The 19,348-nt window shown below is 75.2% G+C and carries 16 protein-coding genes; 2 read left to right on the forward strand and 14 right to left on the reverse strand.

Going from position 1 to position 19,348, the window contains the following annotated elements:
* The 3 genes from ABT160_RS43155 to ABT160_RS43165 all read right to left on the reverse strand — a co-directional run.
* Window positions 1-748 (reverse strand): sigma factor-like helix-turn-helix DNA-binding protein (locus tag ABT160_RS43155; protein WP_351654753.1); only part of this gene is annotated, 748 nt, incomplete at its 3' end.
* Window positions 741-902 carry a hypothetical protein gene (locus ABT160_RS43160; RefSeq protein WP_351654756.1) on the reverse strand — a complete coding sequence of 54 codons (162 nt, stop codon included), beginning with the start codon at window positions 900-902 and terminating at the stop codon, window positions 741-743. The genes ABT160_RS43155 and ABT160_RS43160, both read right to left, overlap by 8 nt.
* Window positions 903-1,006: 104 nt before the next feature.
* Complete coding sequence (locus ABT160_RS43165) at window positions 1,007-1,969, reverse strand: helix-turn-helix domain-containing protein (RefSeq protein WP_351654759.1); 963 nt, start codon at window positions 1,967-1,969, stop codon at window positions 1,007-1,009.
* A gap of 91 nt (window positions 1,970-2,060) precedes the next feature.
* Here ABT160_RS43165 and ABT160_RS43170 point away from each other — a divergent pair, with 91 nt between their 5' ends.
* The gene (locus ABT160_RS43170) at window positions 2,061-6,308 is read left to right on the forward strand and encodes a S8 family serine peptidase (protein ID WP_351654762.1); all 4,248 of its coding nucleotides are present in this window, start codon (window positions 2,061-2,063) and stop codon (window positions 6,306-6,308) included.
* Between the two features lie 192 nt (window positions 6,309-6,500).
* A complete protein-coding gene (locus ABT160_RS43175) occupies window positions 6,501-8,189 on the forward strand; it encodes an immunity 49 family protein (protein WP_351654765.1) in 1,689 nt (562 codons plus the stop codon).
* Between the two features lie 79 nt (window positions 8,190-8,268).
* Here ABT160_RS43175 and ABT160_RS43180 read toward each other — a convergent pair whose 3' ends face one another.
* From ABT160_RS43180 to ABT160_RS43230, 11 genes are all read right to left on the reverse strand, one after another.
* Window positions 8,269-8,901 carry a class F sortase gene (locus tag ABT160_RS43180; protein WP_351654768.1) on the reverse strand — a complete coding sequence of 211 codons (633 nt, stop codon included), beginning with the start codon at window positions 8,899-8,901 and terminating at the stop codon, window positions 8,269-8,271.
* Complete coding sequence (locus ABT160_RS43185) at window positions 8,894-10,102, reverse strand: hypothetical protein (RefSeq protein ID WP_351654771.1); 1,209 nt, start codon at window positions 10,100-10,102, stop codon at window positions 8,894-8,896. The genes ABT160_RS43180 and ABT160_RS43185 overlap by 8 nt, the downstream gene beginning before the upstream one ends.
* A 283-nt stretch (window positions 10,103-10,385) precedes the next feature.
* Entirely contained in the window at window positions 10,386-11,153 is a 768-nt protein-coding gene (locus ABT160_RS43190) for a zinc ribbon domain-containing protein (RefSeq protein WP_351654774.1), read from the reverse strand.
* An 815-nt stretch (window positions 11,154-11,968) separates the two neighbouring features.
* The gene (locus tag ABT160_RS43195; protein WP_351654776.1) at window positions 11,969-12,532 is read right to left on the reverse strand and encodes a phage tail protein; all 564 of its coding nucleotides are present in this window, start codon (window positions 12,530-12,532) and stop codon (window positions 11,969-11,971) included.
* Window positions 12,529-14,484 carry a putative baseplate assembly protein gene (locus tag ABT160_RS43200; protein WP_351654779.1) on the reverse strand — a complete coding sequence of 652 codons (1,956 nt, stop codon included), beginning with the start codon at window positions 14,482-14,484 and terminating at the stop codon, window positions 12,529-12,531. The genes ABT160_RS43195 and ABT160_RS43200 overlap by 4 nt, the downstream gene beginning before the upstream one ends.
* Window positions 14,484-14,867, reverse strand: coding sequence for a GPW/gp25 family protein (locus ABT160_RS43205; protein ID WP_502984407.1), 384 nt, complete (start codon window positions 14,865-14,867; stop codon window positions 14,484-14,486). Before ABT160_RS43205 ends, ABT160_RS43200 begins: the two co-directional genes overlap by 1 nt.
* A gap of 35 nt (window positions 14,868-14,902) precedes the next feature.
* A complete protein-coding gene (locus ABT160_RS43210) occupies window positions 14,903-15,223 on the reverse strand; it encodes a PAAR domain-containing protein (protein ID WP_351654785.1) in 321 nt (106 codons plus the stop codon).
* A 39-nt stretch (window positions 15,224-15,262) separates the two neighbouring features.
* Window positions 15,263-17,080: a VgrG-related protein gene (locus tag ABT160_RS43215; protein WP_351654788.1), complete on the reverse strand. Its 1,818-nt coding sequence runs from the start codon at window positions 17,078-17,080 to the stop codon at window positions 15,263-15,265.
* Complete coding sequence (locus ABT160_RS43220; protein WP_351654791.1) at window positions 17,077-17,820, reverse strand: CIS tube protein; 744 nt, start codon at window positions 17,818-17,820, stop codon at window positions 17,077-17,079. The genes ABT160_RS43215 and ABT160_RS43220 overlap by 4 nt, the downstream gene beginning before the upstream one ends.
* A 60-nt stretch (window positions 17,821-17,880) precedes the next feature.
* Window positions 17,881-18,306 (reverse strand): phage tail protein, encoded by a 426-nt coding sequence (locus tag ABT160_RS43225; RefSeq protein WP_351654794.1) that lies wholly within the window; start codon window positions 18,304-18,306, stop codon window positions 17,881-17,883.
* 45 nt (window positions 18,307-18,351) lie between these two features.
* A complete protein-coding gene (locus ABT160_RS43230) occupies window positions 18,352-18,837 on the reverse strand; it encodes a hypothetical protein (protein ID WP_351654796.1) in 486 nt (161 codons plus the stop codon).
* Window positions 18,838-19,348 lie beyond the last annotated feature (511 nt).

Below are 19,348 nucleotides of genomic sequence, written 5' to 3' on the forward strand. Positions count from 1 at the left end.
CCCGGGCGGCGGCCCGGCGCCGCGCCACCCGCGGCAGGAGCCGCACCGCCAGGACGGCGCCCAGGAGGACCAGCGGCAGGGCCCACGGCCACGGCGCGAGCGGCGCCCAGACGGACGGCGCCGCCTCGCCCCGCCCGCCGGGCTCCCGCGCCGGGACCGCCTCGCGCAGCCGGCCGCCAAGCAGCAGACCGGTGCCGCAGACCAGGACGGCAGCCAGTACCGCGCCCAGCGACGCCCGCAACAGGGCCACGCCGCGCGACACATGGGTGGCCACCGTGCCGGGGGCCTTGGCCAGCAGCGCCGCCGCCTCGGCCTGCGTGCAGTCCAGCGCCTTGGTCGCGTAGACCGCCGCCGCCTGGGCCGCCGTCAGCTCCGACACCGCCTGCCAGACCACCTGGCGGTTGGCGACCAGCGCGGCGCAGTCCCCGGCCGTGAGCGGGTCGAACCGCAGCGGATCGGCGGCCCGCAGGGCCTCCAGGCGGGCGTGCGCCGCGCCCCGCCCGGCCCGGTGGGCGGCCTCCTTGCGGACCACCGCGTGGAGGTAGGCCAGCGGGTGCTCGATCGTCGCCGCCCGGCCCAGGGCCTGCTCGAACGCGTGCTGCACCAGGTCCTCGGCGCAGACCGCGGACTCCGGCACCCGGTGCGCCAGCAGGGCGCGGCGGGCGGTCCGGGTCAGGCTCGCCCGGTGCCCGGCGAACAGCTCGCCGAGCCCCTCGGCGGTCAGCGGGACGCGGATGTCCTCAGCCACGGCCGGCCTCCCCCCGGCCTGCGTCGCCGCGCCGGGCACGGATGACCTCGGCGCGGGCCAGGAGACGGTTGCGGTACGCCACGCTGTCGAGCCACCCCTTGATCGCGGGGGCCAGGACGGCCACCACGGACAACACTGCACCGGCGAGCTCCACCGGCCAACCTCCTTTGCGAAGAACGGTTCGCACAAGGAGAGGAACCAGGGGCCCGTTCTCTTGACGTGGACGGCGAGGAATTCGGCGGAATCCGCGAACTCCGCCTACACCCACCCCCGCCGCGCCGCGACCACCCCCGCCTGGAACCGGTTGGCCGCGCCCAGGGCCGTGTTCAGGGCCGCGATCCGGCGCCGCATCGTCCGTGTCGACCAGCCCAGCTGCCGGGCGATCGCCTCGTCCTTGAGGCCCGACACCAGCAGCGTGAGCAGCAGCCGGTCCTCCTCGCCCACCGTCTCGTCCGGCCGCCCGTCCAGCGGCGTCGCCGTCGCCCAGCACAGCTCCCAGTAGTCGACGAGCCCGTCCAGCAGCGCCGACGGCCGCACCACCGCGGCCCGTACCTCGCCCGCGAAGTCCAGTGACAGCGGCAGCAGTGCCAGCCGCCGGTCCGCGACCGCCAGCTTCATCCGCAGCCCGGGCAGCACCCGCGCCTGCTCGCCGCGCCCCACGAGCTCGCGGATGTCGGCCAGCACCCCGGGCCACTCCAGCGCCTCGGGCGCGTACACCGCGCGGTAGCGGACGCCCCGGGTCAGTGCCGTCGCCTCCACCGGGTTCGACGTCGTCAGCGCGTACGGCGGCCGGTCCAGGGTGATCACCTCCTCGCGGGCCTCCTGCTGCAGCCGCACGAACCAGCGCCCCAACGCCTCGCTGCCGAAGACGACTTCGACCTCGTCCGTGCCGCCCGCCTGCGCCGCGTCGAAGAGCCGCGACAGATCGCCCGCCGCCGCCCGCACCGAGTCCAGCTCGGCGGTGCGCGAGCGCACCAGTGCCTCCACCGCGGCGGCCGGCTCGATCGCCGCGTACCGCCGCCTGCTGCCCGAGAGCCGCCCCACCAGGCCGTGTTCGCGCAGCCGGTCGAGGGCCCGCACCACGCGCTGGGCCGAACAGCCGAGGTCTTCGGCGAGCTCGGCCGGTCCCGCCGTGTGCCGGACGAGTACGGCGCGGTAGACGCGCTCGTCGAAGGGGTCCACGCCGACGGCCGTGAGCTGCTGCGGAGGTTGCTGGGGCATGGGCGGATGGTGGCCCGTTGGTGCCACCGGCCGCAATGGGCCAGCCCGAATCGTTGTCTGGACCACCCGCTTCCGCATAAGACCTAGGGGCATGTCGCAGACCCCGAAGAGCCCGGCCGCGGCCGGCAGACGCAGACTCCCGGCACCGAAGCCGCCCGCCCGACGCGCCCTCGGCGCGGGTCTCACGGCCGCGCTGGTGGGCGGGCTGATCTCGGCCCTGCCCCCGGCGGCCGCCGCCGACCCGGCGCCCGACCCGGAGCAGCGGGTCATCGTCACCCTGTCCGGGGCCGCGCCCGTCACCGGCCTCGGCCGCCTCGACGCGAGCGAGAAGTCCCGGATAGCCGACGGGCGCGCCGCCCTGAAGGGCCGTCAGAAGACCTTCCTGCAGGAGGTCGACGCGGCCGGCATCGACGCGGGGAAGCCCCGCACGTTCAACCTGCTGCTCAACGCCGTCGCCCTGAAGGTCCGTTCGTCCCAGCTCGCCGAGCTGCGCACGCTGCCCGGCGTCGCCTCCGTCCAGGAGGACCGCAAGCTCCGCGTGCACACCGACGCCAGCGTGCCGCTGATCGGCGCGCCCCGGGTGTGGCAGCGCAAGGACCCGGCCGGCACGGCCGCGCGCGGCAAGGGCGTCACCGTCGCCGTCCTGGACAGCGGCGTCGACTACAGCCACCCCGACCTCGGCGGCGGCTTCGGCGAGGGCCACAAGGTCGTCGCCGGCTACGACTACGTCAACGGCGACGCCGACCCCATGGACGACAACGGCCACGGCACCCACGTCGCCGGCATCATCGCGGGCCGCGCCGCCACGGCCGACGGCGTCACCGGCGTCGCCCCGGACGCCACCCTCACCGCGTACAAGGTCATGAACGAGTACGGCGAGGGCACCACCTCCGACATCGTCGCCGCGCTGGAGGCCGCCACCGACCCGGCCAACCCGCACCGCGCCGACGTCGTCAACCTCAGCCTCGGCGGTTACGGCGACGGCACCGACCCGCTCGGCCTGGCCGCCACCGCCGCCACCAGGGCCGGAACCGTCGTCGTCGCCGCGGCCGGGAACGACGGCCCGGGCAGCGGCACCGTCGGCAGCCCCGCCGCAGCCGACGGCGTCCTCGCGGTCGGCGCCTCGGTGAGCGGCCTGCGCATGCCCACCGCCGCCTACCAGGACGGCGAGAAGATCCAGGGCTACCGCGGCGTCATCTCCGCCAACCCGCCCGCCAGGCCCGTCACCACCGAGCTCGTCGACGTCGGCGGCGGCACCCCCGAGGACTGGCAGCGGGCCGGCGACGTGCGCGGCAAGGCCGTGCGCATGAACCTGCACATCGGCGTCACCACCCAGGACCTGTACGCGGAGGAGATCGAGGCCGCCCGCGAGGCCGAGCGGCGCGGCGCCGTCGCCGTCCTCGGCGGCCAGTCCGGCGGCGGCCCCGTCCTCGCCGGCACCCCGGACCGGGACCCGGGCAGCGTCCCGCTCGCCCCGGAGAACACCGTCACGGCATCCGGCGACTCCCTGCGCATGGACTCGGTCGTCCTCCTCGGCGTCGACGCCCCCCAGTTCGACGAACTCGGCGCACGGCTCGGCGCGGGCACGGTCCGCGTCACCCTCTCCGGCACCGACGTCACCGACCGGATCGCGTCCTTCTCCTCGCGCGGCCCCGACCTCGACTGGCAGCTCAAGCCCGACCTCGTCGCCCCCGGCTACGACATCCGCTCCACCGTGCCCAAGGCCCTGTACGCCCCCGGCGTGTACCGCATGTCCGGCACCTCCATGGCCGCCCCGCACGTCGCCGGCGCCGCCGCCCTGCTGCGCCAGCTCCACCCGGGCCAGGACCCTGCCCTCGTCACCTCCGAACTGGTCGGCACCGCAAAGGAGCTGAAGGACTTCGGCCCCACCACCGTCGGCGCCGGACGCCTCGACGTCGCCGCCGCCGCGGACGCGGCCGACACCGGCCTGACGACCAGCCCGGCCACCCTCTCGTACGGCCTGGCCGACCTCGCCGGGCACACCGTCGGCGGCACCCGCACCCTCACCGTGCGCAACAGCGGCCCGCGGGCCCGCACCGCGCGCCTCACGGTCACCGGCGACGCCACCGTCAGCCCGCGCACCCTGCGCGTCCCGGCGCGCGGAACCGCCACCGCCACCGTCCGCCTGCACGCCCGGCGCCCCGCGCAGGACACCGAGATCGGCGGCGCCGTCACCGTGCGCCCCACCGACGGGCCCGCCCTGCGCGTCCCGTACCTCCTGGCCGTCCGCACGCTCTTCCTGCAGGCCGGACCCGACCCCAGCGACGGCAAGGCCACCGCCGTCGTCTTCACCCCGACGGCGCTGGCCCAGCCGCCCGTCCTCACCGTCCGGCCCCCGCACGGCCGCCCCTACACCGTCACCACCAAGCTCCGCGCGGGCAACGTCTACCAGGCCGAGATCACCGGCCGGGGCACCGGCGCCCACCTGGTCTCCGTCACCGCACGCACCGCCGACGGCAAGACCCTCACCGGCAACGACGACGGGTTCGACGTCACCCCCGCCGACAGCCGCGACCGCTCCTGGACGCCCGTGGGTCCCAACTCGGAGTCCGGTGACGTCGTCACCGCCCCCGGCGCCCCCGGCCGCGCCGTCCTCGGCCAGTACGGCAAGAAGGGCGTCTGGGCCACCGCCGACAACGGTGCCACCTGGCGCCAGCTCGACCGGCTCCCCCTGACCGACGTCGCCGACCAGCCCCACCTCGTCATCGACCCGCGCGACGCCGACCGCTGGTGGCTCGGCGTCAACAGCCGCTCCGGCATCCCGCGCACCGGCTCGGTGCTGCGCACCGACGACGCCGGACGCACCTGGACCACCCTGGACACCCCGGACACCGTGATCGAGGACCTCCAGGCCACCGCTGACGGCCGCACCCTCGTCGCGCACACCGGGGCCGGACTCCTGCTGAGCACCGACGGCGGCGACCACTGGCGCCAGGAACCCGTCGGCGTGCCCGGCGAGGTGTACGGGATCGCCATCGGCGGCGACAGCCTCTACCTCACCACCGGACGCGAGGTCTACCGGCGTGACGGCATCGCCTCCGGCACGCCCGGGGAAGCCGTCAAGGTCCGCGAGTCCACCGGCGGCAGGACAGCCGTCACCATCGTCGCCGACGAGCAGGTCGTCGCCCTGCGCGAGAGCGGCAACGGCATCGTCGGCTCCCACGACGGCGGACGCACCTGGACCACCCTGGACAAGCAGGGGCCCGGCGTCAGCGGACTCACCCTGACCGGCGGCGACTTGTACGCCGCCGTCCGCGGCGGCATCCGCGTCGGCCGCGACCACGGACGCGTCTGGACCACCATCCCGCGCGTCAACTCCACGTCCGTCGCCACCGACTTCGCGCGCTGGGCCGATGGCACCCTCACCGTCTCCGCCTCCTCGGCGGGCCTGTACCGGGGCACCGCCGACGGCCTCGACTACCGGCGCATCGGCGTCCAGGGCGGCACCGTCAACGGCCTCGCCGTCAGCGACGGCAACCTCCTCGCGGCGGGCGACCACGGTACCCACCGCGCCGCGCTCCCGGTCACCGGACCGGACTGGGGCGACAGCGGCGGCGAGGGCACCATCGGCAACACCACCCGCGCCGTCCAGGCCGCGCCCTCCGACCCGGGGACCGTGTGGCGGGTCCGTATGGGTCCCTTCGGCGACTTCCACGTGGAGCGCAGCGGCGACGCGGGCGCCACCTGGGAGGAGAAGGGCGCCAGCAGCGGCACGGTGCTCGGGCTCGCCGTGCACCCCGCCGACCCGGACCGCGTGTACGTCGCGTACGCCAACCGCGACGGCACCGGCCTGTTCCGCACCGAGGACGGCGGCGCCCACTGGAAGAACCTGCTGCACGACACGTACTCCACCGCCGTCGCCGGCGACCCCCGCGACCCCGAGCGCCTCTGGCTGGGCACCGCGGACGGCCTCTACCGCTCCGACGACGGCGGCGAGAACCTGACCAAGGTCACCGAAGGGCGCGTGGACACCATCGAGTTCAGCGGCAATCGCATGCTCCTCGGCGGCGACGCCATCCGCTGGTCCACCGACGGCGGACGCCGCTTCCAGACCGGCGACACCGGACGGCTCCCCGTCCACATCGCCGACATCCAGCAGGCGGGCGGAGCCCTGTACGCCGCGTCCACCGGCTACTGGGAGACCGCGCTGCCCCGCGGCGGACGCGGAGTGCTCCGCTCCACCGACGGGGGCCGCAGCTGGCACAACGTCTCCGGCGGTCTGCAGAACCTGGACGTCACCTCGCTCGCCACCGACGGCGAATCGCTGTACGCGGGCACCCAGTACGGCGGCGTCCACCGACTGCGGCTGCGCCGCTGACCACGTGGCGGGTGAACGACCGCACACGTGACCAAAAGACGCGGCTGTCAAAGGAGTTGAACCCTGGGTAGCCGCAGGATGGAGGGGAGTGCGCCGCACGCGAGCACCACGCGTGCGGCGCACCTCCGCACCACGGCCCGGGCGCCCGCACCGTGTGCCGTCCGCCCGCGCCCACCACGTACAGTCGCCGTGATGATAGGCAACAACACTCCCGAACCACCCGACCCGGACCTGCCGGCACTCACGGCCCCCCAGGCCACCCGGCTGCGCGCCCTCGCCGCGCCCCACTTCAGGGACGGGCACCACTACGGCCTGCACCACCTCGCCCAGCGGTGCGCCCGGACCCCCGAGGACGAGTGGCCGGCCCTCGTCGCCGGCCACTTCGACCGCCTCCGCCAGGCGAGCCCCGGAGGCGAGGACGCCCGCGCGCTCCTCGACGGCGCGCACCCCCGGCTGCTCCCGACCGACGCGCTCACCCCCGACCTCGCCGGACAGCTGCGCTACACCCGCCCGGTCGCCGACGGCCTCGTCCTCGCCCACGCGCTCGACGGGCCGACCAGCGTACGCATCCTCACCGACGCCGACGTCGCGCGCGCCGGAGCGCCCGAACTGGACGCCGCCGCACGGGAGAACCTCATGCGCGTCCCCGTGCGCCACGAGGAGGTCGACGTCGCCGGACGCGCCCGGATGGTCACCGTCTTCGGCGACTCCCCGTTCGTGGCCGGCCAGGCGCTGTACCTCGCCCGGGCCGCCCACCAGGTGACCGGCGAGGACCTGCCGGACGGCGGCGCGCTCGTCGTCGTGCCCAACCGGCACCTCTACGCCTACCACCCCGTCGCCGACGGCTCCGTCGTCGACGCCCTCAACGGCCTCGCCGCGTACGGCCTGCGCGCCTACCAGGAGGGACCCGGCTCCCTCTCGCCGCGCGTCTACTGGTGGTACCGCGGGCAGCTCACCTCGCTCACGGCCATCGACGAGGAGACCCGCTCCTTCACGCTCCGGCCGCCCCCGCGGCTGCTCGCCCTGATGAAGAGCCTCATCGGCCTCGACCGCGCCGGCCGCATCGCCACCGCCGCCTCCGCGCCGGCCCCCGACCCGGCCGTCCTCACCCGCCGGGCCGCGGACGCCGCCGGGCGCCTCGCGGAGGACCCCGCGGCCCTCGCCGACGCGTTCAGCGCCGCGGTCGCCCTCGCGCACGCGCGGTGCGCCGACGACCCCGCGGCGTCGAGGGCGGAGACCTGGGAGCCCTGGGCGCTCGCCGTCCAGCTCGGCACCGCCTTGTTCGGCGGTACGCCGCCGCTGACCGCGTACGCCGACGACCGGCCGGTCGCGCTCCCCGCCCTGGACGCCCAGGTGCCCGCCGACGCCAGGGCCTGGCTCGACGCGCTGTACCTGGCGGTCGTGTGCCGGCAGCACGAAAGGGTGCGGCGGCTGTGCGAGGTGCCGCTGGAGGCGCTGCGCCGCGACGACTCCGTGGACGCGTACGTCCTGCACTGGATCGAGACGCTCCGGGTCCGCTTCGCCCCCGACCGGACGGTCGATGATGTCGTGCCGCACCTCGTCGCGGTCATGGAGGGGTCGGCCCCCGACGCCCTGACGCACGGCCCCGGGGACTTCGTGAACCAGGTCGACCACCACCCGGCCGCGCTCTTCCACCGCCTGCTCACCGGCGACCACGAGGCCTTCGCCACGGCGCTGTCCGAGGCACTCGACGACCACCGTGCGTACTGGGGCACGTCCGGGTCACCGCGCGCCCGGGTGCCGCTGGGGGTGCTGGCGATGACGTGCCTGGCGCACGACGCGGGGTTCCCGCTCGCGGACGAACTGCCCTTCCTGCCCAAGTACTTGGTGGACGGCCGGCGGATCGAGCACATCGCCTGACGGGCGGTGAACCGCGGGGCGTACGCGCGAGGAGCGGACACACGCGTGTGCGTCCGCTCCTCGAATACCGCTCGTACCGCTACGCCTTGCCCGTCAGATGGGCGAAGACCACCACGTTGGAGTCCCAGTGCCGGCTCTTGGTGAGGTCGCCGCCACAGGTGATGAGCCGCAGCTCGGCCTTGTCGGTCTTCCCGTACACCTTGTCCGTGGGGAACGCGTCCTTCTTGAAGGTCTCCACCGAGTCCACCGTGAACACGGCCGTGGTGCCGTCCTCCCGGCGGACGTCCACCTCGGCGTCCTTCTTCAGCTCCTTGAGGTTGTAGAAGACGGCCTTCGGGGTGTCCGGGGTGTCCATGTGCCCGACCACCGCGGCCGCGCCCTTCTCGCCCGGAGTGGGCCCCTGCTTGTACCAGTCGGCCTGCAGGGGCTTGTCGTACGGCGGCGTGTCCATGACGCCCTTGGAGTCCAGGCCCACCGTCCCCAGGTCCGCGTCGACCTTGAGGGAGGGGATCTTGATGTGGTCCGGGACGGAGGGCGAGAGCACGCTCACCGGCGTCGCCTTCCCCGCAGCGCCCGCGCCGTCCGAGGCGTCCGCCGACTTGGAGCAGCCGGAGGAGAGCGCGACGGCGAGGGTGGCGGCCCCCGCCAGGGCGGCCGTGCCGTAGGCGCGACGGCGGCCCCGGCGGGGACGGCTGGTGGCCCGCTCAGCCATTGTGGCGGCGGCGGCGCAGCAGACCGGCGCCGAGGAGTCCGGCGGCACCGACACCGGCGGCCGCGGCGCCCATGCCCAGCGCGTTGTCACCGCTGCCGTTGGAGGGGGCCATGCCGGTGTTGACGGAGCCCTTCGGGGTCTTGTGGTCGGAGGGGTTGAGCGGCTTCACCGGGCCGGTGCCCTTGGCGTACACGTCGAACGACACCGACGGGGCACCGGAGTTGACGCGGACCTGGTAGGCGCCGGTCTTCACGTGCGCGACGGTCGCGGTGCCGTGCCACTTGCCGTCCTTGCCGAGGGTCAGGTGGACCTTGCCGCCGAAGGCGGTGGAGTCGGCGTAGTAGTCGCTCTTGGGGTTGCCGGAGCCGGTCAGGACGAGGCCGACCTTGTCACCGGCCTTGCCGCTGCGCGGGTTCACGCTGAGCTGCGACTGCCCCGGCATCGGCGGCTTGGCCGGGTTCTCGGTGATGGTGAACTTGGCCTGGCCGACCTGCTGGGAGCCGACGAAGCCGTTCACGGCGTAGTAGCCGTGGTCCGCGACCTTGCCGGAGACGGTGGCGGTGCCGTGCCAGGCGCCGTCCTTGCCGCGGGACAGGTCCACGCGGCCGCCGAAGGCGTCCGACTTCACGTACGCGTCGCCCTTGAGGCCGCCGGACTTGATGGTGATGCCGACCTTGTCACCGGCCTTGCCCGCGTCCGTGGACAGGCTCAGGGACGCCTTGCCCGGCTCGGGGGAGGGCTTGGTGCCGGTGTTGACGGAGAAGGAGGCGTGGCCCTCCGCGCCGGTGTCGCCGTAGTTCGCCGTCACGGTGAGGTGGGCGGTGCCGATGCCCCAGCCGGACTTGACGGTGCCGGTGCCGGTGTAGCTGTCGCCGGAGCCGGAGACGCTGATGCCGGTGAGGGCGTCGGAAGCGGCGGTGACCTTGGCCTGGCCCGAGGTGGAGACCTTGAAGGTGACCTTGTCGCCGGCCTGGTAACCGGCGGGGTCCTTGGGGGACGACGTGACGGTGACCACGGGGGCGGCGGAGGACTTGTCCGACTTGGCGGACGCGTCGGACTTCGCCGACGGGTCGGACTGCTGCGACTGGGACGAGCCGTCGTTCGGGTTCGGGGCCGAATCGGCAGCGAAAGCGGTCGCCGGACCGGCCAGGGTGATCGAGGCGGCGACGGCGATGGCCGAAAGGGTGAGCGCCTTGCTCATGGTGTGAACCTCCTTGCAGGACCGCGCTGGTGCTGCGGTGCCACTCGTTATGAGGGCCATCCTGCGCGGGTGGTTTCACCCGTTTTCCTGCCCTGTGGGAGGCAGGGGAGAAGGTCCTGCGGCGGGCCGGGCAGGCGTCCCACGGCCCCTTCACCAGGCCGATGCATCCTCTTTGCCCCGATTTTTGGGACCAAAGTCCCGGGCGCCGGACGGAACGGGCCGCCCCCGGCGCAAGCAGCGCTTGGGGCGGCCCGTACCGCGCCTTATGGCCGGCCGCCGCGGATCAGCTCCGCCGGAAGAACTCCACTTCCCCCAGCGCCAGGTGACGGCCGCCCGTCAGCCCGACCGGCGCCGAGAGCACCAGGCGCACGGACACCACCTTGCTGATCCCCAGGTGGAACGGCTGCTCGCCCGGCTTGTCGCTCAGCGACAGCTTCTTCACCGTCTTCTTCCCGTCCTCCGCCGTGACCTCCAGGTCGACCTGGAGCGCACGGCCCTGGCGGTTGTACTCCTCCGCCTTCGCCGAGGCGCCATTGGTGATGATCACGTCCACCAGCCGGAACGGCTTGGCGAAGGCGTACGTCACCGAGGCCCCGGCCCCCGGGAGGCCCCAGTAGCGGTTGCTCAGCCCGTCCACCGTGTCCTCCGCCGGGTGACCCGGCAGCGCCCCGCTGGCCCGCACGGTCGTCGGCGTGATCGCCTTCGGCTTGCCGAGCTTGTCGAGGGTGTCCTCGACCAGGTAGCGCCCGGCGGGCAGCAGGAAGAGCAGCGCCGCGCACAGGCCGAGGACCACGGCCAGGACCACCAGGAACCGCACCAGACGGCCCGACCCCGCCCGCGTACGCCGCCGCCGGAACGGCCACACCGTGCGCCACCACGGCAGCGGGGCCGCCACGGTGGACGGCGAGAGCGGCGCGGCGCAACGGCGGCAGAAGCGGCGGTCCGGCGGGTTGGGCGTGCCGCAGGCCGGGCACGGGACGCCGGACGTCTGCTCGCCGACCGGCACGGGCCGCACCACCGGGCGCGGCGCCACCGCCTTGGCGGGCCGCACGGGAGCGGGGTCGGACCGCGCCTCCCCGGCCGGGGGCGGCGCGGCCGGCGTCCGGGGAGCAGGGGCCGTGGGCCGCACGGGGGTGGGGGCCGGACGGCTGGGGGCCGGTGCCGCCTCCGCGCGTGGTCCTTCCGCGGGTGTCGCGGGCACCTCCGGGTCCCGTACGGGCCGGGGAGGCACGGGCGGCGCCTGGGGTACGACTCCGGGGGCCGGGGCCGGGCCACCGCCGCCGGTCCCGCTCGTGCCGGTGCCGGCGGGCGTCCGGCGCTCCGGGCCGGGCGCGGGCGCGGGCCCACGGTCCGGGGCGGGAGGCGCCGACGGTACGGGGGGAGGCTCGGGAGCACGTTCCGGCTCGGGCTCCGGAGCGGGCCGCGCGGGCGCGTCGGGGGCGGGCACGGAAGCCACGGACGGGGGTACCGACGGCGGCACGACAGGCGGCACCGAAGGCGGCACGGTCGGCGGCACGACGGGCGGCACCGGTGGCGACACCACGGGCGGCGCAACCGGCGGGTCCGCGGGCGGCGCCACGGGATCCGGGGCCACCGGATCCGGCACCACGGGATCCGGCACCACGACAGGCGGCGCACCCGCACCGCCGCGGGTACCGGAACGGGCACCCGCCCGTGTCCCGCGACCGGACTGCGGCTCGCGTTCCCGTTCCCCCTCGGGCGCGGGCTCCGGCTCGGGCGGCTCCGCCCCGCCCCTCCCCGGCCTCGGGGTCGAGTCCGACCAGCCCAGGTACGCGCCGCAGTTGACGCAGAAGTCCTCCGAGGCGCCGTTCGAGGCGCCGCAGGCGGGGCACTCGCGCACCGCCCTCACCTCCCCTCGCCGGCCGGGGGCCCGGACAGGACCTCGACGCGGCAGACCGTGTGGACCGGGCACAGGGCGCGCACCAGGTCCCTTACCCGGTCCGCGTCCACCTCTTCCCCGCGCTCGGGCCACACCCGTACCAGTACCTCCGCCGAGGGCGCCGGGGGCAGCTCGCCGCCCGGCGTGGCCGACCAGGCGGCCCCGCCGTCGCCGCTGACCTCCGCCGCCACGCCGAGGACCAGCCGCAGCGCCTCCACCATTCCGCGCCGGGTGCCGCGCCACCGGTGCAGCTCCACGGCGCGGGCCACCGCCTCGCGGCGCAGCGCCACCGGCCAGCGCGGGTCGTCGACGCCGCCGACCCACCCGGCCAGCCAGGACAGGAAGTCGGCGGGCGTGACGCGCGGGTCGAAGTAGTACGGCAGGCTGTCCAGGGTCGCGAAGACCGGGGCCAGGACGGTGTCCAGGCCCGAGGTGAACCGCTGGGCGAAGTCGTCCTCGGCGTACATCGCGGGCAGCTGCTCGCCGATCGGGTGGCGGCTGGGCAGCCCGGGGACGGAGGCCCGGCTCATCCGCGCTCCTCCCGCTCGGTGACGACGACCTGGTGCTGGTAGGAGAAGACCAGGGTGCCGGGGCCGGTGTCGATGCGCTCGGCGGGGGCGCCGCGCCGCCCGGTGATCGGGTCGGCGGCGAACAGCCGGATGTCCTCCACGAGCACGTCCCCGACGGCCCGCTGGAGCACCCCGAACACCTCGCCGTACTGCACCGGCCGCCCGAACGGCCAGCCGGTGCCGTCGGGGCCGCCGCGCAGCGGGTTGAGGTGGCGGTACAGCGCGGCCAGCGCCGCGTCGCGCACCTCGTCCCCCTCCCCGGCCCGGGCGGAGAGCCGGGCGACGACGGTGACGCCCTGGTAGACCGGCGGCTCCACCACGAGGCGGGTGCCGATCAGCCGGCGCTCGTCGAGCTCGGCGGTGATGGTGGCGAGGACCTGGTCGGACGGGATGAGCTGCTCGAAGCGGAGCAGGTCGCCCTCGTCGGCCACCGCGTCCGGCACCACCAGGACCCGGACCGCGCCCGGGCCGCCGTCCCCGTCGGGCAGGCAGCGCACCCGGCGCACCGAGGGCGCCGCCTGGCGGGCGATGACCTCGTAGTCCTCCGCCGTCACCGCGCGCTCCTGCATCCGCAGCGCCTCGGGCGCGCGCAGCTTGGCGTTGGCGACGTCCTCCCCGGCGACCCCGCCGCGCGCGGCCTCCCGGTTGGTGACGTTCGCGACGTACGGGACGGAGCTGCGCAGTACGGAGATGGAGCCGCGCGCCACGTTGCCCGCCGGGCCGCCGCCGGTGCGGTAGCGGGCCACCCGGACGTGCTCGCCCTTGGGCGGCACCGCGCCGCAGGCGCGCAGGCTGCCGTCGGGCTCGCGCAGCACCGGCGGGAAGTGGAACTCGCCGGTCGTGGCGTCGACCCGCACGTGCCGGTCATCGGGGCCGGAGCGCCCGAAGTGCTCGACCACCTCCCAGCGCTGCCAGCCCTCCGGCGAGGACACCTCGACCAGCGGCGGCTCCCCGTCCAGCAGGACCGGTGGGCGCGACAGCCGGAACGTCTGCCCGGCGACGCCCTCGGACGCGCCGAGCGGCACGTCGAGCACGGTCTCCGCGTGCTCGACGGCCATGGTGCCGCCGACGGTGAAGACGGACGCCTCGCGCACGGTGGGGGACTCCGAGTAGAACGGCTGGCCCGGTTCGGCCTCGACCACCCGGCAGCGCAGCCAGCCGCCCCGGGTGCCGCCGACGACGGACGCGGTGTGCCCGGCGGGCACGTACACGATGACCTCGCCGGGCCGGTTGAGGCCGCCGGTGGAGTCGGTGCCGGTCTCGCAGCGCTGCCAGCGCCCGCCGTCCCAGGCCTCCCACACCAGCGGCGGCTGGCGCGGGTCGACGCCGACGCCCTCGACCCGGCTGTCCAGGCGCACCGCGACGATGCAGCGCGGCACGGCGGTCGGCAGCCCGAACAGCAGCGCGTCGCCCGGCTCGGGCGCGGCCTGGAAGCACGGGATGTCGTGCCCCTCGGCCAGCGTGCTCGTCCGGTCGGTCTGCTCGCCGCCGCGCGGCGCCGTCACCAGGCGGATCAACTCGCTCGGCAGGATGCCGAGTTCACCGGTCGTGGCGAAGACCACGGCCTCCTCGGTCTCCCCGGCTGCGGTGGTGACCTCGGTGCCCGCGGGCAGTGTCAGCGCCTCCGGCTGGGGCGCCGAGAGCCAGAAGTCGACCTCGGCCCCGGCGGCCGACGGCGGGAACAGCCGGATGCCCAACAGGTCGAGGAACGCCAGGTAGTTCTTGTCCGGGACCCGGTTGAGCCGGTACAGCAGCTGGTCCACGAGGTAGGCGAACGTCTCGATCAGGGTGACGCCCGGGTCGGAGACGTTGTGGTCGGTCCACTCCGGCGCGCGCTGCTGCACGTACCGCTTGGCCTCGTCGACGAGTTGCTGGAACCGCCGGTCGTCCAGGTTGGGGGAGGGCAGTGCCATCAGTCCGCGACCATTTCCTCGGTCCCCGCCTCGGAGGGGATCGTGTAGAAGGGGAAGACCAGGTTGCGCCGGTCGTTGGTGGTGCGCACGGTGTAGTGCACGTCGATGTAGAGGGTGCCCGCCTCGACGGAGTCGAAGGCGACGACGACGTCGTCCACGGCGATCCGCGGCTCCCAGCGCTCCAGGGCCTCGCGGACCTGCTGGGCGACCCGCCCGGCCGTGTCGCCGTCGCCGGGCGCGAACACGTACTCGTGGATGCCGCAGCCGAACTCGGGCCGCATCGGCCGCTCGCCGGGCGCGGTGCCGAGCACCAGCCGGATGGCCTCCTCGAGCTCCCGCTCGCGCTCGACCATGGCGATGCCGCCGGTGGCGTTGACCCGCATCGGGAAGCCCCAGCCGCGCCCGATGAACCGCTCGCTCACACCACACCCCCGATCTGTACGTTCATCGCGCCCAGCACGATCTTCGCGCCGCACGTCGTCTGGTCGTTCATCCGGGCGGCCGGCAGTCCGCCGATCAGGACGGCGCCCTTGGTGAGCGCGGCCGGGTTGGGCATCACCACGTTGCCCGGGCCCAGCGCGGCGTGCGGCGGGATCACGCAGACGTGCAGGCTGCCCACCACGGCGGCGGGCCTGCCGCCGATCAGGACCGTGTCGACCTTCGCGGCCGCGCCGGGCGGCGGGGTGGTGATCGCACCGCCGTGGGTGGTCTGGTCGCCGGTGCGGGCTGCGGCAGGCATCGGGTGCTCCTCGGGGCTGCTTCGGAATCTGTCGGGACGTCAGTTGATGCGGATCAGGCGGGCCTTGAGGACACCGAGCAGACCGCCGTCCACGGTGACGCCCGTCTTGCCGGTCACCTGCACCGCACGTCCGTCGATGTTCACCGCGTCGGTGGCGCTGATGTCCACCTGGCGGCCCTTCACCGTCACGTTGCCGGTCCTGGCGTCCAGGGTGATGCCCTTCTTGTCCAGCAGGACCGAGGTCAGCGGCCGGTTGCGCCCGCCGTAGACGGTCAGCTGGATGGTGTCGAGCCGTTCGTCCATCACCACCTCGAGGCGCTCGTCGGCGGTGCGCAGCCGGATCCCCGACTTCCCCGGCGCCGGGGCGTCGAGCAGCTCCACCCGGTGGCCCGAACGCGACACGATGGATCGGCGGTTGACCTTGCCGCTCGTCTTGTCGACCAGCGGCACGTCGTGCGGCGAGGGCTTGTCCACGCCGTTGTAGAGTCCGCCGATCACGTACGGGCTGTCCAGCAGGCCCTGCTCGAAGCCCACCAGGACCTCGTCGTTGACCTCCGGGCTCACCACGCCGCCGCCGCCCTTGCCGCCCCACTGCACCGTGCGCACCCAGTCGGAGACGTACGTGTCGTCCAGCCAGGGGAACTTCAGCCGCACCGCGCCCCGCTCGGACCCGGCCGGCTCGCGCACGTCCGTGACCACGCCGACCGCCAGGCCAGGGATGCGCGGCCCGCGCCCCGGCGCGTTGGCCCCGGTCACCAGGCCCGTCAGCGAGCGGTCCGGGCTGGCGCTCACCCACACCGTGGTGCGGTAGCCGCCCACCGGCTCCAGGACGTGCTGCACCGCCGTGGCCGTGTACCGCCCGGAGAACGCCTGGCCGACGTTGCCCAGCGCCACCGCCTTGCCCGCCCGCAGCGTCGGGTTGCCCTCCGCCACCGCCTCCAGCTCGCCGAAGCCCGCGCTGACCTGGTCGGCCGTCGCCCTGGCGACCGCCGTCGTCTCCGCCTGGGTGCGGTAGGGCGTGTCCGCCACCGTCACCACGGCCGAGCCGAACACGGCGGCCTTCGACGGGCTCAGGCCAGGCACCACCGTGTCGCTCACCAGCGACGGCTGCTCCGCCACCAGCGGCCGCTTCGTCGTGGTGTCCCAGCCGCGCACCCGCACCTTCGACGCGCCGTCCCCGGCCGACAGGGCGGCCCGCAGCGCCAGCAGGTTGCGCCCGTACTCCAGGACCAGCGGGCTGTTCACCGACGACGTCGACGGCGCGGGCGCGCCAGAGGCCCGGGTCGGCTTGGTGAACTGCAGCACGCCCTTGTCGTCGACCCGCACCTGCGCGCCGCTCTCGGCGGCCAGGAACTGCAGGAAGTCCCAGTCCGAGACGTTCGCCTGGGACAGCTGCTTGTACGTGACCGGGGCGGCCTCCACCTTCCCCACCGGCAGGCCCGCTCCCGCCGCGACCTTCCGCACGATCGCCGAGGCGGTCATGTTGCGGAACGCCACCACCTTCCGGCCGCGCTGCAACCGGTGCGCCCGGTTGTAGGCCCGCACCACCGTGAACGACCCGGTGCGGTCCCGGTCGATCTCCAGGGCCGTGACCTCGCCGTTGAACAGCCGCTCGCGCGCCTGCCCCTTCACCGTCACCACCGACACCCGCAGCGGCGTCCCGATGGTGATCCCGGTCGACTTCAGGAACTCGTGGTCCGGGTCCCGGTAGGTCAGCACCGCCGTGTCCGGCAGCCCCACGTTCTCGTCCACCACGCAGCTCACCAGCTGCGCCGCCCACACCGGCGGCAGTTCGCCGGGCGCCTCCACGATCGGGTCCGCCGCGAAGGACCGGCCCCCGGTCTCCTTGCCGCTCACCAGGCGACCTCCGTGTCTTCCGTGTCCTCGCCGTCCTCGGCGTCCCGCACGCCCGGCACCACCAGCTCGGTGCCGGGCACCAGGGCCATCGGGTCGTCGATGTCGTTGGCCTCCGCGATGACCCGCCAGGCCGTCGCGTCCCCGTACTCGCGCCAGGCCAGCAGCGCCAGGCTGTCGCCCGCCACCACGGTGTGCGTGCTGCGCGCGGTGCGCGAGCCCGACGTGGGGTTCTGCCCCGGCGGCTCGGTGCTCGCCTCCTCGATCGACAGCGAGCAGGTCGCCCGCAGCGGCTTCCCGTCCACGTCGAAGAGCGTGTACGAGACCGAGAGGCTGGACAGCACCCCGTCGAACGACGTCGTGCGCGCCGACCCCCACTCGAACCGCACCCACGGGCTGGCCGGCTTCTTGCGGCCCAGGCTCGCCGGCGTCGGCACGCACGCCTTCATCAGCTTCTCCACCGCCTGCTCCACCGAGTTGTCGTGCTTGGCGGTGGCGTCCAGGAACACGTCGAGGCTCAGCGTGCGCGGCCCGCTGCCCACGAACTCGGGCAGCGCCGACTGGCCCGCCATCCGCGACGGCGAGCGCCGCCACTCGGTGCTCTTGCTCAGCTGGAGCGTGGAGGGGTTGAACTGGAGGTCGAGGCGGGCGATCGTGCCGCCCGGCTTGGACCCGACGGCGGCCGGGGGCTCCTTGAGGGTGAGCTGGGCCCTGGCGCGGCTGGCGCGAGCCGAGAAGGCCATGCGGGGAACTCCCTTCCGGAAGCAGTGGGTTGGCGGGTGGGGGAGGGGCGGCGGCCCGGGTCAGGACGGGAGCAGGCCCTCGTGCGCGATCTCCAGCGTCTCGACGGCCGCCTCGGAGTTGCTCGGGTCGAACGACGGCCCCTGCCAGCGCACCGGCACGATCCCGAAGACCTGCCAGCTGATGATCCGGCTCAGGTCGGGGCGCAGCGCCACGATCTCGCCGTCCTTGGGCTCCACCCGCCGCAGCGTCTCGTCCAGCCAGCGGCCGATCTTCGCGGTGTCCGAGGTCACCGGCCGGGTCAGCGTGATGTTGGACCAGGTCACCCGGCCGGGCAGCTGCCAGGTGAAGCCGTTGTTGCCGCCCTCGGCGTAGGTCTCCATCTCGACCTCCGCGCCCATCCCCGAGCAGGTGTGGAACGCGCCCAGGTCGTTGCCGCCGATGGCCAGCCTGAAGAACACACTGGAGGCGAAGATGTTGTCCGTCATGCGTCCTTCGTCCGTTTCTCGTCGGTGCGGGTGCTCGGCGGCATGTCAGCGGCGCCCGTCGAACGGCCGCCCCGCGCGCTCCCGGCCGCGCCGCAACTCGGTGCGCAGCAGCCGGGACACGGGCTCGATGAGCCGGCGCGCCAGGTCGTCCAGATCGGTGTCCGCGCCCTGCGGCACGGCCTCGCTGTCGCCCCGGGAGGCCGCCGCGGCGGGCGCGTCCGGCGTGTCGCCGGGGCCCTTCTCCGCGCTGCGCTGGACGGAGGGCCGACCGGTACGGGGTTTCTTCCCGCCCTTGGCCGGGTCCGGCGCGGGCGGCCCGCCGGCCGGTCGCTCAGGGCCCGCGCCGGGCACGGCCTCCGCCCGCTGGGCGACCACCGGCTGCGCCAGCGCCCGGGGCCGCACCACGGGCACGGGCCGCTGGGGCGAGGCCGCCTGGAGCGAGCCGGGCAGCGGGGGCCCGGCGGCGACGGGCGGCGCCTGCGGCCCGGTGACGGGCAGCGGACCCCGAGGGCCGCCCGCGGCACGCTGCACGGGCGCCTGCGGGGTGGTGCCGACGGGGTGCGGCCGGACGACGGGGCCGCGCGGGGAGTCCGCGGGGGCCCGATGTGGAGCAACCGTGTTGTGGGAAGGGGCTGTTGGTGTCCCGTACGTCCTCGTATCCGCCGCGCGCCGCGCCGGTTGCGCGGGGAGGGCGCGGGGCGCTCCCGGTGTGGCGGGGGATCCGTGCGGCCCCTGTGGGGCCCGCTGTACCGGCGCCGTGGTCGGCAGGCCCGGCCAGCGGGGGGTAACCACGGGCCGGCCGGCCGGGCGGGGAGCCGGAGCGGCCGTGCTCGACAGATCGCCGCCCCCGCTCCCGGTCACCAGGGGCCGGGCGGAGAGGAGTTGGACCGTGCGGCGCACGGAGGGCAGGGCGGACGCGGGGCGGGTGCCGGTGGCGGCGGGCGCGTCGGGACGGTACCGGTGCGGCTCGCGCGCGGCGGAGCCGGAGGGCGCGCTCACCGCGCGCGCCACCACCAGGGGCACGCCGGGGCGGGCACCCGGC

The organism is Streptomyces sp. NPDC001941, assembly GCF_040296945.1.
Lineage (GTDB): Bacteria > Actinomycetota > Actinomycetes > Streptomycetales > Streptomycetaceae > Streptomyces.

Bases quoted from the DNA above. Each gene is read 5' to 3' on its own strand.
- ABT160_RS43165 (WP_351654759.1), bottom strand. From the start codon at position 1,969: ATGCCCCAGCAACCTCCGCAGCAGCTCACGGCCGTCGGCGTGGACCCC.
- ABT160_RS43170 (WP_351654762.1), top strand. From the start codon at position 2,061: ATGTCGCAGACCCCGAAGAGCCCGGCCGCGGCCGGCAGACGCAGACTC.
- ABT160_RS43175 (WP_351654765.1), top strand. From the start codon at position 6,501: ATGATAGGCAACAACACTCCCGAACCACCCGACCCGGACCTGCCGGCA.
- ABT160_RS43180 (WP_351654768.1), bottom strand. From the start codon at position 8,901: ATGGCTGAGCGGGCCACCAGCCGTCCCCGCCGGGGCCGCCGTCGCGCC.
- ABT160_RS43185 (WP_351654771.1), bottom strand. From the start codon at position 10,102: ATGAGCAAGGCGCTCACCCTTTCGGCCATCGCCGTCGCCGCCTCGATC.
- ABT160_RS43195 (WP_351654776.1), bottom strand. From the start codon at position 12,532: ATGAGCCGGGCCTCCGTCCCCGGGCTGCCCAGCCGCCACCCGATCGGC.
- ABT160_RS43200 (WP_351654779.1), bottom strand. From the start codon at position 14,484: ATGGCACTGCCCTCCCCCAACCTGGACGACCGGCGGTTCCAGCAACTC.
- ABT160_RS43205 (WP_502984407.1), bottom strand. From the start codon at position 14,867: ATGCGGGTCAACGCCACCGGCGGCATCGCCATGGTCGAGCGCGAGCGG.
- ABT160_RS43210 (WP_351654785.1), bottom strand. From the start codon at position 15,223: ATGCCTGCCGCAGCCCGCACCGGCGACCAGACCACCCACGGCGGTGCG.
- ABT160_RS43220 (WP_351654791.1), bottom strand. From the start codon at position 17,820: ATGGCCTTCTCGGCTCGCGCCAGCCGCGCCAGGGCCCAGCTCACCCTC.
- ABT160_RS43225 (WP_351654794.1), bottom strand. From the start codon at position 18,306: ATGACGGACAACATCTTCGCCTCCAGTGTGTTCTTCAGGCTGGCCATC.